Source organism: Brevibacillus sp. WF146 (genome assembly GCF_001673705.2).
Lineage (GTDB): Bacteria > Bacillota > Bacilli > Brevibacillales > Brevibacillaceae > Brevibacillus > Brevibacillus thermoruber.
On sequence record NZ_CP109943.1, the window covers coordinates 1,415,001 to 1,430,291 of the forward strand.

The window sequence follows — 15,291 nt, forward strand, 5'->3', positions numbered from 1 at the left end:
TAACAGCCCGAGGGGGCCGCAGTGAAAAGGCCCAAGCGACTGTTTAGCAAAAACACAGGTCTCTGCGAAGCCGCAAGGCGAAGTATAGGGGCTGACGCCTGCCCGGTGCTGGAAGGTTAAGGGGATGAGTTAGCGCAAGCGAAGCTTTGAACCGAAGCCCCAGTAAACGGCGGCCGTAACTATAACGGTCCTAAGGTAGCGAAATTCCTTGTCGGGTAAGTTCCGACCCGCACGAAAGGCGTAACGACTTGGGCGCTGTCTCGGCAAGAGACCCGGTGAAATCATAATACCTGTGAAGATGCAGGTTACCCGCGACAAGACGGAAAGACCCCATGGAGCTTTACTGTAGCCTGATATTGGACTTTGGTACGATCTGTACAGAATAGGTGGGAGCCTGAGAAGCCGGTGCGCCAGCATCGGTGGAGGCGCCGTTGGGATACCACCCTGATCGTATCGGAGTTCTAACCCGCGGCCCTGATCGGGTCGGGGAACAGTGTCAGGTGGGCAGTTTGACTGGGGCGGTCGCCTCCTAAAAGGTAACGGAGGCGCCCAAAGGTTCCCTCAGAATGGTCGGAAATCATTCGTAGAGTGTAAAGGCAGAAGGGAGCTTGACTGCGAGACCTACAAGTCGAGCAGGGACGAAAGTCGGGCTTAGTGATCCGGTGGTTCCGCATGGAAGGGCCATCGCTCAACGGATAAAAGCTACCCTGGGGATAACAGGCTTATCTCCCCCAAGAGTCCACATCGACGGGGAGGTTTGGCACCTCGATGTCGGCTCATCGCATCCTGGGGCTGAAGTAGGTCCCAAGGGTTGGGCTGTTCGCCCATTAAAGCGGTACGCGAGCTGGGTTCAGAACGTCGTGAGACAGTTCGGTCCCTATCTGTCGCGGGCGCAGGAAGTTTGAGGAGAGCTGTCCTTAGTACGAGAGGACCGGGATGGACGCACCGCTGGTGCACCAGTTGTTCCGCCAGGAGCACAGCTGGGTAGCTATGTGCGGACGGGATAAGCGCTGAAAGCATCTAAGCGTGAAGCCCCCTCCAAGATGAGACTTCCCACAGCGTCAAGCTGGTAAGACCCCTCAAAGACGATGAGGTTGATAGGTTCGGTGTGGAAGCGCGGCAACGCGTGGAGCTGACGAATACTAATCGGTCGAGGACTTATCCACTCCATAATCCACTGCCACCCATGCGTATCCAGTTTTGAAGGCGTGAAGTCTTCAACGTTCCTCGGTAGCTCAGTCGGTAGAGCAATCGGCTGTTAACCGATCGGTCGGGGGTTCGAGTCCCTCCCGAGGAGCCATTCATCTGCTCCTGTAGCTCAGTCGGTAGAGCGCTTCCATGGTAAGGAAGAGGTCGCAGGTTCGATTCCTGTCGGGAGCACCATAACACTTGGCCCGTTGGTGAAGTGGTTTAACACAGCAGCCTTTCACGCTGTCATACAGGGGTTCGAATCCCCTACGGGTCACCATAGCAAAATGTCCCTGGATCATGGGATCCGGGCTCCGCAAAGGAATCGGAGCTTGTTTGGAAGCACTGGTTCCCTTTGCGGGGCGGCGTGGAGGCTTAGCTCAGCTGGGAGAGCATCTGCCTTACAAGCAGAGGGTCGGCGGTTCGATCCCGTCAGCCTCCACCATTACTGCAGAATGATTATCATCGTCGCGGGATGGAGCAGTCCGGTAGCTCGTCGGGCTCATAACCCGAAGGTCGCAGGTTCAAATCCTGCTCCCGCAACCAAATATGGAGCTGTGGTGAAGCTGGAGTTCACGCCGGTCTGTCACACCGGAGGTCGCGGGTTCGAGTCCCGTCAGCTCCGCCATCTTTTCGAAGATGTGCGCAACCTACTTGCGATGGCACGCAGTTGACATCGACAATGGGTGTGCTATAATAAGCCAGGTACGCCGGTGTAGCTCAATTGGTAGAGCACCTGACTTGTAATCAGGGGGTTGTGGGTTCGATTCCTATCGCCGGCACCAGGAGAACGACCATGGGGAGATAGCGAAGTGGCTAAACGCGGCAGACTGTAAATCTGCTCCCTCTGGGTTCGGCGGTTCGAATCCGTCTCTCCCCACCACTTCTCCTTACCACGATATGAGCCATTAGCTCAGTTGGTAGAGCATCTGACTTTTAATCAGAGGGTCGAAGGTTCGAGTCCTTCATGGCTCACCAGTTTTTTTCCCACACACAGTGGCTGCGGGAAGACAGCTACATAGCGAATCGCGAAAACATCATACCGTGCGGTCGTGGCGGAATTGGCAGACGCGCTAGATTCAGGTTCTAGTGGTGGCAACACCGTGGAGGTTCAAGTCCTCTCGACCGCACCATATACGTTGCCCCAGATGGCGAAAGCTTTTCAAGCCCAACCGGCTTTTGTCGGGGTGTTGTGAATGCGGACGTAGCTCAATTGGTAGAGCGTCGCCTTGCCAAGGCGAAGGTCGCGGGTTCGAGACCCGTCGTCCGCTCCATTTTTATTTCTACCCAAACATGTGCCCTTAGCTCAGCCGGATAGAGCGTTTGACTACGAATCAAAAGGTCGGGAGTTCGAATCTCTCAGGGCACGCCATCGTTCAGAGGTGAAGGGGTTGCTGGGGGAAGCGAACCGGCCGCGCCGTTTTGTCTCTCCTCCACCCTCCCGCATCTCCGCATCCAACGGGAAGTAGCTCAGCTTGGTAGAGTACTTGGCTTGGGACCAAGGGGTCGCAGGTTCGAATCCTGTCTTCCCGACCATGTTTTTTCCAAAAAAGGGACGGATGCTCCCAAGGAGTATGCGGACGTTTTTCGGGGAGGCCCAAAACAGCGCCGGGGTGGCGGAATAGGCAGACGCAACAGACTTAAAATCTGTCGGGAGTTTCTCCCGTACCGGTTCAAGTCCGGTCCTCGGCACCAACACATGCCGTGCGGGTGTAGTTCAATGGTAGAACCCCAGCCTTCCAAGCTGGTCGCGTGGGTTCGATTCCCATCACCCGCTCCATACGCGATAAAGAAGCAGACGGACTGCACGTGTCCGTCTGCTTTTGTATGTGTCCGAGAGCGCTCGGCCGCCAACAGCAGGAGCGGCCCTCCCTCGAGCAGAGAGTGAGCCGCTCCTGCATGCCGTCTGGCTGAAAATGTCGAAAAGTGTCATAAGGTTGAGGGTGGTAGAAACATATGTTTTCGTGTAGAGTAAGGCTAAGATCGCTTACCCGATAGGTAACGGATCTCTTGCCTCGCCTCCTGCACCGAGCAGGAGGTTTTTTTTCGGTGATGGCCGTTCAGCCGAACGCAGGAAGACGGTCTCAAGAAAACGGCAGCCTCACGATAAAGCGGGTGGACTCCTCCGTGGATTCGCAGGAGATGGTGCCGTTGTGCTTTTCAATGATGTTTTTGCAGATGGACAGACCGATCCCCGTGCCGTTCTGCTTGGTGGTAAAAAACGGCTGAAACAGATTTTCCACGATCTCCGCCGGGATCATTTCCCCGTTGTTTTCCACAATCAACCGCAGCCATCCGCCCTCGCAGTGCGAGATGACACGGATCGACTTGTTCGTGCGGGTTTGGACGGCATCGATGGCGTTGTTGAGCAGATTGACCAGCACCTGCTTGAGTCCTTCTTCGTAGCAGTGCAGGGTGCATGGCTCAATGTGCTTTTCAAAGCGAATGTTTTCCCCGACCAGCCGCGGCGTAATCAGCAGCTCCACGTCGTAGAGGACTTGTCCGATTTCGACCGTCTTGTAAACCTCGTCCAGAATCGGCTTTTTCGAAAAGCTGAGGAAGCCGGTAATCTGCCGGTGCAGGTTTTCAAATTCGTGCATGACCACCTGGATGTAGGACTGCAGCTTGTCCTGCCCCTGGGTCGATTCGGCGATCAGCTTCAAGAAGCCCTCGATCGCACACAAAGGGTTGCGCAGTTCATGAGCCATGTTGGCGGCGATTTTGCCCAGCATGGTCAATTTGTCGTTGTGCAAATAGGAGATGGTTTCTTCCTTTTGGACGAGCTCCTGATTGATCATTTGCTCGAAGTGGTACACGGCCCAGAAGACGCTCTCATCCATGGCTTTTCCCAACTGTGTTTCCAGGTACAGCATCTCTTCCGGCGCCAACGACCACTGCTGCAGCTCCGGACGGAGGACCCGCCAGAATACGTTCCGGTACAACTGATAGGTACGCAAGATGGATGAAAACGGGAACTCCTGGGAGCGCAGCCATTCGCCCATGTCCAGCGACCAGGCCTGCATGTCACCGTCGACATCTTCCACCAGATAGCGAGCCAAGAGCACCGTCCGCTTCTCGGCAAAATTGCGGGGAATCGTCAACGGGGTTTCCATGCTGATCACGATTTCCTGCAGCCACAGCGTCGTGATCGTAGGCGCCATATCAAGAATTTTCTGTGAAACATCGTGAAGGTTTAGAGACACAGTTTCCGCCATAGCTTTTCCCACCCCAACTTTAATCGTACGGAAGGACGCCCAGAAAAACAAGGTATGTTTATCCTAATTTTCGCATTAAAATGTTTTTTTATGGAAGTATTTTTCTACAAAAACCGTGTTTTCTCGCCTTTTTTCGGAAAGAAAAGCGCTCATCAGTCCGCAAACGGGCGCATAGAGTAAGAAGGACAAACTTCAGACGGGCAGGGGAGGCGGAGATGGACGGGCAATTTTGGCTGGGATTCGTGCACATTTTTCTGATAGACGTCGTGCTCAGCAGCGATAACGCCGTCGTCATCGGCATGGCCTGCCGGAGACTGCCGGAGCGGGAACGCCGGCGGGCCGTCCTCTACGGAACGCTCGGGGCCATCGTGCTGCGCGTCGCGTTGACCGGCATGACCACCTGGATGCTGGACATTCCGCTGGTCAAGGCGGTGGGGGGGCTTCTGCTCCTGTGGATTGCCTGCAAGCTGATCCTCGGCGGCCAGGAGGAGACGATCGAGGTCAAGTACGGCGGCAATGTCGGCCAGGCTGTCAAGACGATCCTGTTGGCCGATTTTGTCATGAGCTTGGACAATGTGCTGGCGGTGGGCGGAGCCGCGCATGGGGATATCGTGCTGGTGATCCTGGGGCTGGGCATGAGCATTCCCCTCTTGATGTGGGGGAGCGCCTGGATTTCGCGGCTGATGAACCGCTTCCACGGCTTGGTGATCGCCGGCGGAGGCGTTCTGGCCTACACGGCGGCGGACATGTGTCTGGAGGATCCGTACGTCTGGAAAGTACTCAATCCGCTTCTCCTGAATCACGCCTGGCTGCCGATTTTGGTGGCGGCGGCGGTGATGGCGCTGGGCCGCTTTGGGAAAACGTGAGGAGCCGGCGGGCGGGCAAGGCGGATTTCCCGGTGTTTTCGCGAGAGGGTTCGGGGCATACTACCTAAGAAGAAACCCAGACGGAGAAAGGATCCGATCGCAGATGAATACGGGCATCTTGATGTTGTGGGGCGTTTGGGACACGATCTACCAACGATGCACCCGGCTCAGATACATTGACAAAGGCAACAACATTTTTCGCATCGTTCTTTTGCGCTACCGGGGAGAGCCGCTCGTCACAAGCGATCAACGCGTCATTTGCCACGGGGATCTGATCTTGAAACTGCATATCCACAATTATTATTTTGCCACTCTATGCAAGGGCGTAAAGGACGACCTGCGGGTGACTTTGCTGCTCCGTCACCACATCATGCGCTCCCTGCCGCAGTTGGCGGCGTATCTGGACGGGCATGAGGAGCGGGACCGCATCAAGGGCGTCGTCGGCACCACGATGCTTCACAAGGGAGTGAAACCGCTCGGGTTTTCCATCTCCGACGTGCCGATGACCTGGTTTTTTCGCTACAAGCGCTGGTATCTCAGACTGATGGTGCGCCTGATCCATCCTGACGGAAAGCGGCGCATCGAGCGATGGGACCGCGAGATGCCGCTGAAGCGGGTGTACATGTCCAAAGAGGAGCTGCTTCGCCGTTATCTGCCCCGGCAGCCGGAACCGGCAGGTGATCGGCAGTGAACGGGAAGCGCCTGTTGGTTGTCACCGAGGAGTGGGCCGGCAGCGGACACCGGATGGCGGCGGAAGCGCTGCGCGAGGCGGCGGTGGAACGCTGTCCCGGCGTGTACGCCCGCGTGGAGGGCGGATTGCAGTCGGCCAGCCCGGCACTGCGGGAGCTGTCCCGTTTTTTTTATGGGCAGATGCTGCGCTATAGTCCGATGCTCTGGCAGCGTCTGTACGACCGCGAACAGATGTGGGGAACCGCCCTGGCCAAGCCGATGGGGGCCTTTCTGGCGCGCCGTCTGCTCCGCGAACTGCTGGAGCGGGAACAGCCGGACGTGGTCGCCGCCACTCACGCCTACTGCTTGTCCGCCCTGGCGCACGCCAAGCAAAAAGCCGGCAAGCGGTTCCGGTTGGTCAGCATTCCGACCGACTTCCATGTCAACCGGTTTTGGGTGCATCCCGAGATTGACGCCTACGTCGTGGCGCACGAGCGGCTGGCGGAGCTTCTGGAGCGGCGTCACGGCGTGGCACGGGAAAAGATTCGCGTGTACGGCATTCCGGTGCGTCCGGCGTTTGCCGCGGCGGCGCGGGAAGAGAAAGCGTCCTGGAAAGAGCGGACGGGATTGTCGCCCGACCGGTTTACCGTGCTGGTGAGCGGGGGAGAGGGCGGCCACGGCGGCATGGAGGAAGTGGTCCGGTCCTTGTTGGACGTGACGGAACCGCTGCACATCGTGGTGATCGTGGGAAAAAACGAGCCGATCAGGCAGCGGCTGTCGCTGGTCGCCGAACGGCCCCATCCGCTTCACCGCCTCGTGGTAAAAGGGTACGAGCCGTCCATCTGGGAGTGGATCGGCGCTGCCGACGCCTATGTCACCAAGCCGGGCGGCATCAGTTGTGCGGAAGCGCTGGCGCTCCGGACGCCGCTGATCCTGTATCGGCCGCTGCCGGGGCAGGAGCGCCACAACCTGTCGTTTTTGCTCGGGCAGCAGGCCGCCGTGTGGGCGGAAAAGCCCGAGGAGATCGCCGCCATGATCGTTCGCTGGCGGCGCCGACCGGAAGAGCGGGAGGAGATGGTCCGCCGCATGGATGCACTTCGCCAACCCGATGCGGCCCGGCGCATCGCGGACTATCTGCTCACGCTATAACGCTATAAATTGCCAGTGAAATCCCGCTGTGACAATGAATGAAGCAATCGGCCATCACACATATTAAAGCTACAAACAACGAGGAGGTGAATACAAATGCCGAACAACAACCGATCCAGCAACAACCTGCTGGTGCCGCAAGCCAACCAAGCTCTGGACCAACTGAAGTATGAAATCGCTGCCGAGTTTGGTGTACAGCTGGGCGCAGACACCACTTCCCGTCAAAACGGTTCCGTCGGAGGAGAAATCACCAAGCGTCTGGTGTCCTTCGCTGAACAACAGCTCGCTGGCCGTGCATAACCAAATAGGTTGGATGTGGAAAGGCACCTGACCGGGTGTCTTTCCTTTTTGATTTGTTGTCTGTAAAAAAATAGAAAAAACTGGATCGTTCGGGGAAGAATATTTTGCTTCCCTTTGTTGAATCTATAGGTGCTAGGAGGTGAAAACAAATGACCGTCGCATCGCAAGTCAAACAAACGCTGGCCAGCCTGAAAGGGGCGCAGGCCAACCTGGAGCAGTTCGCGCTCAGCACGCAAAATCAACAGGCAAAGCAATTGTACACCCAGGCGGCCCAGCAAACGCAGTCGATCGTCACCAATCTGGAGCAGCGGGTAACGGAACTGGAGAACGAAGAGCCTCAATACAAAGGATTTTAAACTGGTTCATTCGCAGGACGGGGAGAGGGACTCGCTCTCTCCTCTCCACGCCAAGCCGGGAGGTGAGCACAATGCCTGAGTGGATCAACATCGTCATCCGCTCCGTAGTGGCACTGGTGTACCTGTTCATTTTGACGAAGCTGATCGGCAAGCGGCAGATCAGACAGCTTACATACATCGAGTACATCGTGGGTATTTCGATCGGGTCCATCGCGGCATTCATGGCGACCGACATGGACGGTCCGATGTTTCACAGCCTCATCGCCATGACGATCTTTGCCCTCTTTCCGGTATTAATGGAGTGGCTTTCGCTGAAAAGCAAGGCGATCCGCAACGTGGTGGAAGGACAGGCCACCATCCTGATCAAGGACGGCAAGATTTTGGAAGACAACCTGAAAAAAGAGCGGCTGACGACGGAAGACCTGATGGAGCAACTGCGTATGAAAAACGTGTTCCGCGTGGCGGACGTGGAATTTGCGCTGATGGAGACGAGCGGCGAGGTAAGCGTGCTGCTGAAATCGCAGCATCGACCGGTCACCCCGCAGGATCTGGACCTGCCCGTCGCACAGGCGGAAGAACCGCAGGCGGTGATCATGGACGGCAACATCATGGACGAATCGCTGGCCAATCTGGGACTGAACCGCAACTGGGTGCGCATGGAACTGCAAAAAGCGGGCGTGGCTCTGGAGAACGTGTTTCTCGGCCAGGTGGACCGGGCCGGGCAGCTCTACCTGGATTTGTACGACGACAAGATCAAGGTGGCGCCCTCTCAAGAATTGAAGCTGACCTACGCGCTCTTGAAGAAGTGCCAGGCGGATCTGGAGATGTTCGCCTTGTCGACGAAAAACAAGCAGACCAAACAGGTTTACGAAAAGGACGCGGAGCATCTGCAGCGCGTGATCGACCGGATGAAGCCGCTGTTGACCCAATAAGGAAAGGAGGGAACCCGAATGGCGGACCAGAAAAAGAAAAAGCTGACGCCCACCCAGCAGCAGTATCAGCAGTTGGCCAAACGGCACGAGCCGCCGCGCCCCTTGCTGAAAAACTTCGTCCGGGCGTTTCTCGTCGGCGGCCTGATCTGTCTGCTGGGGCAGGCAATTCAAGAAGGTTTCATCCATTACTTTCACTTTACCGAAAAGACGGCAGGCAACCCCACCGTGGCCGTACTGATTTTTCTCTCCGCCCTGTTGACGGGACTCGGGGTGTACGATCGCATCGCCCAGTGGGCGGGGGCCGGAACCAGCGTGCCGGTCACCGGCTTTGCCAACTCCATCGCGTCGGCGGCGATCGAACATCGCAGCGAAGGGTTTGTGCTCGGAGTGGGCGGCAACATGTTCAGACTGGCCGGATCGGTCATCGTGTTCGGCGTGACGTCCGCGTTTGTCATCGGGTTGATTAAAACGCTGATCAGAATGGGAGGGTAGCGCATGAGACAGGGTCATCAGTCGTGGGTCTTTCCTTCCAGGCCGGTGATCGTCGGTTCGGCGGCGATCGGCGGCCCGTTTGAAGCCAAGGGGCCGCTGGCCGACGATTTTGACACGCTGCACGGCGATTTGATGATGGGCCAGGACAGTTGGGAAAAGGCCGAGAAGGTCCTGCTGGAGGAAGCCTGCGACAAGGCGGTGGAAAAAGCCACGCTGCGAAAGGACGACATCCATTTCCTGCTGGCCGGCGATCTGACGAACCAGCTCATCACCGCCAGCTTTTCCGCCCGGACGCTGGGGATTCCCTACCTGGGACTGTTCGGCGCCTGCTCCACCGCGATGGAAAGTCTGGCGCTGGGGGCCCTGCTGGTGGACAGCCAGTCGGCCGATTACGTGCTGGCCGCAACCGCCAGCCACAACGGATCGGCGGAAAAGCAGTACCGCTACCCGACCGAGTACGGTTCGCAGAAACCGCCCACGGCCCAATGGACGGTCACGGGGGCGGGAGCGGCGGTCGTCGCTCGCCAGGGAAAAGGCCCGCAGGTCGTCGCCGCCACGATTGGGCGGGTGGTGGACATGGGCTTGTCCGATCCGTTCAACATGGGAGCCGCCATGGCGCCGGCCGCCCTGGCCACGCTGGAAGCCCATTTTCGCGACCTGGGGCTGCCCCACGATCATTACGACCTGGTGGTGACCGGAGACCTGGGAAAAGTGGGCCATTCGATTCTGTCGGAACTGCTGCCCAAGCACAACCTCCACATTCCGCTGGATCGCTACCAGGACTGCGGCCGGATGATCTACGGGGACAATCCCACCGTCTGGTCGGGCGGCAGCGGATGCGGGTGTGTCGCCACCGTCACGTACGGCCATCTGCTCAACCGGATGAGGGCGGGCGCGTGGAAACGGATGCTGGTGGTGGCGACGGGGGCGCTGCTTTCCCCCATTTCCTACCAGCAGGGGGAGAGCATTCCGTGCATCGCCCACGCCGTGGCCATCGAGGCGGAGCCGAACGAGGAGGGATAAGATGACGTTTCTCTGGGCGTTCTTGGTGGGAGGGACCATTTGTCTCATCGGCCAATTTTTGCTCGATGTCGTGAAGCTGACGCCAGCCCACACCATGTCCTCGCTGGTGGTGGCCGGCGCCGTGCTTGACGGCGTCGGCCTGTACGATCCGCTGATCAGGTTTGCCGGTGCCGGGGCAACCGTCCCCATCACCAGTTTTGGCAACGCGCTGGTGCACGGGGCGATGGCCGAGGCGGAAAGACATGGATTGGTGGGCGTCATCACCGGCATTTTCGAGGTGACCAGCGCCGGCATCTCCGCCGCGATCGTGTTTGGCTTTTTTGCAGCATTGGTCTTTCGTCCCAAAGGGTAGCGGGACAGAACTGTTTTCCAGAAGTGCCAGAAACCTCGAATTGAACCGCATTCATCCAAAAGCTAGAATGGTGGCTTGAGGAGGGATGATCAGTGTTCAAGCGAAAAACGGGAACCACCCTGCTGTTGACACTGCTTGTCGCGCTGATTTTGACGGCTGCGCCTGCTTCGGCGGCCCCCTTGCTGAAACAGGGGAGCCAGGGCGGAGACGTTTGGGACCTGCAGTACCGGCTGCAGGTGCTCGGGTACTACCAGCAGCCGCTGGATGGAATATTCGGACCGCACACCCGACAAGCCGTCATGCAGTTTCAGCGCAACTACGGGTTGGCCGTCGACGGGATCGCCGGCCGGCAAACCTGGCGGATGTTGAAACAAGTATCGGTCAACCGCGAGGAAATGGTACTGCTGGCCCGACTGGTGCACGCGGAAGCGCGCGGTGAACCGTATGTCGGGCAGGTGGCTGTGGCCGCTGTCGTAATGAACCGTTTGCAGTCGCCCCAATTCCCTCATACGGTAAAGGGCATCATCTTTGAACCGTACGCCTTTACCGCGGTTGACGACGGCCAGTTCTGGCTCGCTCCGGATCAAACGGCGTATCGCGCAGCGTACGACGCGGTTCGCGGCTGGGACCCGTCGGGCGGTGCCCTGTACTACTTCAACCCGGCTACGGCGACGTCCCGCTGGATCTGGTCCCGCCCGCAGATCAAACAGATCGGTCAACACATTTTCGCACGATAATACCCCCAACGGAGCGATGGAGTTGTCATGCGACCAATTCTCACGGTTCTCACCCTGTTGTTTGCATTGTACGCCCCCGTCTCGCCGGTTTCGGCCAAGCAGCCGGAAGAGAAGGCGTCTGTCCATCTGTACGTGAATCTGTGGAAGAAGCGGCTCTACCTTCGCACGTCAACGGGAGAAGTGCTGGCGTCTTTCCCGATCGCTCCCGGCGCCGTCGATACGCCTTCGCCGATCGGGGTCTATTCCGTCATTCAGAAATCGAAGAACTGGGGCGGAGGATTTGGGTCCAGATGGCTGGGCATTGATGTGGAGTGGGGCACGTACGGCATACACGGCACCAACAGGCCGGAGCAGATCGGACGTTTTGTCAGCCACGGCTGCTTTCGGATGCGAAACCGGGACATCGAAAAGCTCTATCCGCATGTCCGCATCCGGACGCCGGTCATCATCGACGGACCGATCATGGGGCACGAGCGGCTGACCTATCGCATTCTGGTTCCGGGGAGCCGCGGAGCGCTGGTCAAACTGGTGCAAAATCGCCTAAAGGCCGCCGGTTACTACGAGGGCAAGGTTCACGGCCGTTTTGACCAGCCGACGGAACGGGCCGTCTTTCGGTTCCAGAAAGGAGAAGGTCTTCCCGTGACAGGGCAGATCCGATTTGAGGATTTGGTCTATTTGGGCATTGTCGAGTAACCCCTTTCCTGTTCGCAGGAAAGGGGTTTCCTCTTTGGTGGGAAAGCGGGAAATCGCTGGCAAACATTGTAGGTTGTTTTCTGACAATATTTCGATAGAATGAAACGAGAGAAAACCAGCATGTTTGTTTCAGGAGGTTGATGATGAGAAAGATGCTGATCCTGGCCTCTCTGGCAGCCATCTTCGGGATGGGCGCGCCGGCGGCAGAGGCGGAGACAACACCTGCAACCACACCGTTTGTTGACGTTGGCGGACATTGGGCTGAAAACGAAATCGAAAACCTGTACATAGCGGGGGGCGTTGAAAGGGCGGACCGCTTCCGTCCGGACGAGCCGGTCACCCGCGGCGAATTGATCGCAATGTTTCTCAAAGCAAAAGGGATTGAGCCAGTGGCGGACGATGCCTCGCCGTTTGCAGACGTGCCGCGTGACAGTTGGCTGGCCCCCTACGCCGAAACCGCATACCGGCTGGGGATCATCCACGGCCGGAAGGAAGGCGGACGGGTGTACCTGCATCCCGACAAACCCGTGCAGCGGGAAGAACTGGTCTCCATCCTGACGCGGGCGACCGGAGACAGCGGAAAGGTGAACCAGCTCGGCTGGACCGCTTCCGTCAAGACGCTTCAGCGCTATCCGGACGGGGAAGCGGTGGAGGAAATGTTCCAGCGGCCGTTTGTGTACGCGCTGCAGAACGGTCTGGTCGGTGCCTATCCAGACGGCACCCTGCAGCCGAACAAGCCGATGACCCGAGCGGAAGCGGCCACGTATGCGGCCCTCCACCTGCTGCCGGACAAGGCGAACGCGGCGCAGCAGAGGCTGGCCAAGATCGGTACGCCGTACGTCAGGATGCTGACGGTGCAGACGACGGCGTACAGCTACCCGACCGACGATGTGTTCTCCTATCTGGGCTACCCGCTGCGCAAGGGAGTCGTGGCGGTCGACCCCAACGTCATTCCGCTGGGCAGCCACCTGTACATTGACGGGTACGGCTACGCGGTGGCGGCCGACATCGGAGGGGCGGTCAAACAGCGTCACGTGGATTTGTTCCTGCCGACCCTGCGGGAAGCGGCCAACCACGGACTGCAAAAGGACGTGCGCGTCTACATTCTGGATTGACATACAATACATGGAACATAATTCCCACTCTTTCCATTCATACTAACGGGGAAAGGGTGGGATTTTTTTGATGGGCTGGCTGGTAGTGGGCATCCTTGCCCTGGTGGCGTTGGCGGCCGTGACGCCGGTACGGATCGCGATCGAGTACGGTCGGGTCGGGGAAAACGACCATCTCGTGGTGGAGTTCTCCGCCTGGTTTCGTCTGTTCAGGCGAAAGTACGAACTGCCGGTCCTGCTGCAAAAGCCGACGCGGCAGGGCCCGGAATTGAAAGTAAAGGTGGAAAAGGTGCACAAGCGGTCGGAGATGGACGATTCGATTCAGGACGTCAACTTCAAGCAGGTGAAGCAGTGGATGAAAAAGTACCAGGACCTGCTGAAACGGGTGCACGACCTGCAGCCGGTGGCCCGGGCCTTTTTCCGGAAGATCCGCTGTTCCCGCCTGGAGTGGCACACCGTGTTGGGAACGGGAGGAGCGGCGGAAACAGGCACGCTGCTGGGGCTCGTCTGGGGTGTCAAAAGCATGCTGGTGAGCGTCTTTTCCGGCGCTGTCTCGCTGCGCAGCATGCCTCGCCTCAGCGTGCAGCCGGTCTGGAACCAGGAAGTGATCCGGACGCAGTTTCGCTGCATCCTGCATGTTTGGCTGGGACACGCGATGCTGGCCGGCGTGCGCCTTTTGCTCCGATGGCAAATAGGGCGCCGACGGGAGTGGAAAACGGCGCCGTCCGAGGCATGAAGCTGCATATGAAGCTGCATATAATGGACGTCCGGAAGCGGACGGAGCCTGTTCCCCCCAAGCGGATGAAATCAGCCCCCGGTACATGCCCCGTTCTTCTTTTGGGCATGCTAGCAAATGCGGAAAAGACTCGCTCAGACGGGGATTTCATCTCGACAAGGAGGAAACGGCATGGCAGACCATCCCATTCAGGGTTTGATGAGAACAGCAATGGAAAACATAAAACAAATGGTCGATGTGAATACCATCATCGGCGATCCGGTGGAGACGCCGGACGGCAGCGTGATTCTGCCGATCTCCAAGGTTGGGTTTGGTTTCGCGGCGGGAGGCAGCGAATTCCAGTACGAAAAGGATCACGCCGGAGTCATCGGCCATCCGTTCGGCGGGGGAAGCGGCGGCGGGGTGTCGATCACGCCGGTAGCGTTTCTGGTCGTGGGCAAGCAGGGGATTCGCTCGATTCCGCTGGAAAATACGACCCATCTGTACGATCGGATTTTGGACTCCATTCCGCAGGTTGTGGACAAACTGCAGAGCATGGTGGGCAAAAAAGAGCAGGCGTCCGTGACGTCCACCACGTTTGTCACCAGCGCGGACGAACACGATCTGGAAGAACTGATCGAGCGCAGCTAGGCGGAACCACCACATGCAAACAAACAACAGGTATGCCGCGATTGGAAGGCATACCTGTTGTTTGTTGTAGGCGGGAGTCGGATTCATGCCGCGATTCCGACCTGCCATTATTTGATCACCACAATTGATTAAGGAACAGGCCGGTGCTGGCCGCGTGCCGGAAAAACAGGTTCGGCAGCAGGGACGATTCGTACGGATTGCCCCCCTTTGACGGCGCGCCGCGGCGGGAAAAGACCCCCGGGGGCGCGGCCTGCAGGCGATCCGCCACCTGCCGGAACGACTGCGACAGGTCCTGCATCGCTTGTTCAAAGCCGGAGAAATCCTGGGCGACACCCTGGCGGAAGGCGTCGTCGTCCACATCCAGGCTGCCGTCCTGCTGCAGCCGGATGCCGTACGCGGGCAGCACGCTCTGTGCGGCCCGGGTAATGCGGGAGAAGGTATCGTCCAGACCGGGAGCGAACGAGTCGGGACGCTCCCGCCAAAATCGCTGCAGCCGATTGTACCGTTCCGCCAGTTGACGCGTCCGGCGGAGCAGCACTTCCACGTCGGGGGCGGTGCCGTCCGCCGCCGCGTTCCCGAGACTCCCCCGGCGGGATGGCGCAAACTGCCGCGCCGCCCGTTCCAGTTCCGTCGTGTACCGGTAGAGGCGGGACAAGACATCGGCCACCTCCGCCGTCCACTGCCGCTGTTTGGCGTAAAACGGGTGCAGACTGTAGCCGCGAATGGGCTCGACGGGGGCGCTCAGCTTGGCCTGGGCCATGTGGGCGCGGTAGCTGTCCACCCTGTACCGGTACGGCACCAGGCTGATCGAAGCCGGTCTCATGACGATCTCCTCCCTTCA

At 58.6% G+C, this 15,291-nt stretch carries 16 protein-coding genes, 15 tRNA genes and 1 rRNA gene (1 of these 32 cut by a window edge); 30 read left to right on the forward strand and 2 right to left on the reverse strand.

The window, feature by feature from the left end:
- The 16 genes from A6764_RS06845 to A6764_RS06920 all read left to right on the forward strand — a co-directional run.
- A 23S ribosomal RNA gene (locus A6764_RS06845) occupies positions 1–1,166 on the forward strand; it begins 1,808 nt to the left of the window's first position.
- A 58-nt stretch (positions 1,167–1,224) separates the two neighbouring features.
- Positions 1,225–1,300, forward strand: a tRNA-Asn gene (locus tag A6764_RS06850).
- A 7-nt stretch (positions 1,301–1,307) separates the two neighbouring features.
- Positions 1,308–1,383 (forward strand) — tRNA-Thr (locus A6764_RS06855).
- An 8-nt stretch (positions 1,384–1,391) separates the two neighbouring features.
- Positions 1,392–1,468: transfer RNA gene (locus A6764_RS06860), tRNA-Glu, on the forward strand.
- 89 nt (positions 1,469–1,557) lie between these two features.
- Positions 1,558–1,633, forward strand: a tRNA-Val gene (locus A6764_RS06865).
- Positions 1,634–1,657: 24 nt separating this feature from the next.
- A tRNA-Met gene (locus A6764_RS06870) sits at positions 1,658–1,734 on the forward strand.
- A gap of 5 nt (positions 1,735–1,739) precedes the next feature.
- A tRNA-Asp gene (locus A6764_RS06875) sits at positions 1,740–1,816 on the forward strand.
- Positions 1,817–1,897: 81 nt separating this feature from the next.
- Positions 1,898–1,973: transfer RNA gene (locus A6764_RS06880), tRNA-Thr, on the forward strand.
- A gap of 13 nt (positions 1,974–1,986) precedes the next feature.
- Positions 1,987–2,071: transfer RNA gene (locus A6764_RS06885), tRNA-Tyr, on the forward strand.
- A 19-nt stretch (positions 2,072–2,090) separates the two neighbouring features.
- Positions 2,091–2,166, forward strand: a tRNA-Lys gene (locus tag A6764_RS06890).
- Between the two features lie 68 nt (positions 2,167–2,234).
- Positions 2,235–2,321, forward strand: a tRNA-Leu gene (locus A6764_RS06895).
- Between the two features lie 65 nt (positions 2,322–2,386).
- Positions 2,387–2,462, forward strand: a tRNA-Gly gene (locus tag A6764_RS06900).
- Positions 2,463–2,483: 21 nt separating this feature from the next.
- Positions 2,484–2,560: transfer RNA gene (locus A6764_RS06905), tRNA-Arg, on the forward strand.
- Between the two features lie 87 nt (positions 2,561–2,647).
- Positions 2,648–2,724 (forward strand) — tRNA-Pro (locus tag A6764_RS06910).
- Between the two features lie 71 nt (positions 2,725–2,795).
- Positions 2,796–2,883 (forward strand) — tRNA-Leu (locus tag A6764_RS06915).
- An 11-nt stretch (positions 2,884–2,894) separates the two neighbouring features.
- A tRNA-Gly gene (locus tag A6764_RS06920) sits at positions 2,895–2,968 on the forward strand.
- A gap of 304 nt (positions 2,969–3,272) precedes the next feature.
- Here A6764_RS06920 and A6764_RS06925 read toward each other — a convergent pair.
- Positions 3,273–4,403 carry a sensor histidine kinase gene (locus tag A6764_RS06925; RefSeq protein WP_065066985.1) on the reverse strand — a complete coding sequence of 377 codons (1,131 nt, stop codon included), beginning with the start codon at positions 4,401–4,403 and terminating at the stop codon, positions 3,273–3,275.
- Positions 4,404–4,618: 215 nt separating this feature from the next.
- On the opposite strand from A6764_RS06925, the gene A6764_RS06930 reads away from it, so the two are divergent.
- The 14 genes from A6764_RS06930 (at position 4,619) to ytfJ (ending at position 14,450) form a co-directional block, all read left to right on the forward strand.
- Positions 4,619–5,269, forward strand: coding sequence for a TerC family protein (locus A6764_RS06930; RefSeq protein ID WP_029099755.1), 651 nt, complete (start codon positions 4,619–4,621; stop codon positions 5,267–5,269).
- A gap of 103 nt (positions 5,270–5,372) precedes the next feature.
- Positions 5,373–5,960 carry a YkoP family protein gene (locus A6764_RS06935; RefSeq protein WP_029099756.1) on the forward strand — a complete coding sequence of 196 codons (588 nt, stop codon included), beginning with the start codon at positions 5,373–5,375 and terminating at the stop codon, positions 5,958–5,960.
- A complete protein-coding gene (locus A6764_RS06940) occupies positions 5,957–7,087 on the forward strand; it encodes an MGDG synthase family glycosyltransferase (protein ID WP_029099757.1) in 1,131 nt (376 codons plus the stop codon). The genes A6764_RS06935 and A6764_RS06940 overlap by 4 nt, the downstream gene beginning before the upstream one ends.
- Positions 7,088–7,183: 96 nt before the next feature.
- Positions 7,184–7,387 carry an alpha/beta-type small acid-soluble spore protein gene (locus tag A6764_RS06945; protein ID WP_029099758.1) on the forward strand — a complete coding sequence of 68 codons (204 nt, stop codon included), beginning with the start codon at positions 7,184–7,186 and terminating at the stop codon, positions 7,385–7,387.
- 149 nt (positions 7,388–7,536) lie between these two features.
- Positions 7,537–7,743, forward strand: coding sequence for a DUF1657 domain-containing protein (locus tag A6764_RS06950; RefSeq protein ID WP_029099759.1), 207 nt, complete (start codon positions 7,537–7,539; stop codon positions 7,741–7,743).
- 71 nt (positions 7,744–7,814) lie between these two features.
- Complete coding sequence (locus A6764_RS06955) at positions 7,815–8,675, forward strand: DUF421 domain-containing protein (RefSeq protein ID WP_065066983.1); 861 nt, start codon at positions 7,815–7,817, stop codon at positions 8,673–8,675.
- 18 nt (positions 8,676–8,693) lie between these two features.
- The gene (gene spoVAC, locus A6764_RS06960) at positions 8,694–9,167 is read left to right on the forward strand and encodes a stage V sporulation protein AC (protein ID WP_029099761.1); all 474 of its coding nucleotides are present in this window, start codon (positions 8,694–8,696) and stop codon (positions 9,165–9,167) included.
- Positions 9,168–9,170: 3 nt separating this feature from the next.
- Positions 9,171–10,190, forward strand: a complete 1,020-nt coding sequence (gene spoVAD / locus A6764_RS06965; protein ID WP_029099762.1) for a stage V sporulation protein AD — start codon at positions 9,171–9,173, stop codon at positions 10,188–10,190.
- Position 10,191: 1 nt separating this feature from the next.
- Positions 10,192–10,542, forward strand: a complete 351-nt coding sequence (spoVAE, locus tag A6764_RS06970; RefSeq protein WP_029099763.1) for a stage V sporulation protein AE — start codon at positions 10,192–10,194, stop codon at positions 10,540–10,542.
- A 131-nt stretch (positions 10,543–10,673) separates the two neighbouring features.
- Positions 10,674–11,279, forward strand: coding sequence for a spore cortex-lytic enzyme (gene sleB / locus A6764_RS06975; RefSeq protein ID WP_413541983.1), 606 nt, complete (start codon positions 10,674–10,676; stop codon positions 11,277–11,279).
- A gap of 27 nt (positions 11,280–11,306) precedes the next feature.
- Entirely contained in the window at positions 11,307–11,972 is a 666-nt protein-coding gene (locus A6764_RS06980; RefSeq protein WP_065066981.1) for a L,D-transpeptidase family protein, read from the forward strand.
- 143 nt (positions 11,973–12,115) lie between these two features.
- A complete protein-coding gene (locus tag A6764_RS06985; protein WP_029099766.1) occupies positions 12,116–13,087 on the forward strand; it encodes an S-layer homology domain-containing protein in 972 nt (323 codons plus the stop codon).
- 70 nt (positions 13,088–13,157) lie between these two features.
- Positions 13,158–13,820, forward strand: coding sequence for a DUF2953 domain-containing protein (locus A6764_RS06990; protein WP_065066980.1), 663 nt, complete (start codon positions 13,158–13,160; stop codon positions 13,818–13,820).
- Positions 13,821–13,991: 171 nt separating this feature from the next.
- Entirely contained in the window at positions 13,992–14,450 is a 459-nt protein-coding gene (ytfJ, locus tag A6764_RS06995) for a GerW family sporulation protein (protein ID WP_029099768.1), read from the forward strand.
- A 115-nt stretch (positions 14,451–14,565) separates the two neighbouring features.
- Here ytfJ and A6764_RS07000 read toward each other — a convergent pair whose 3' ends face one another.
- Positions 14,566–15,273, reverse strand: a complete 708-nt coding sequence (locus A6764_RS07000; protein ID WP_264622461.1) for a hypothetical protein — start codon at positions 15,271–15,273, stop codon at positions 14,566–14,568.
- Positions 15,274–15,291: the final 18 nt, after the last annotated feature.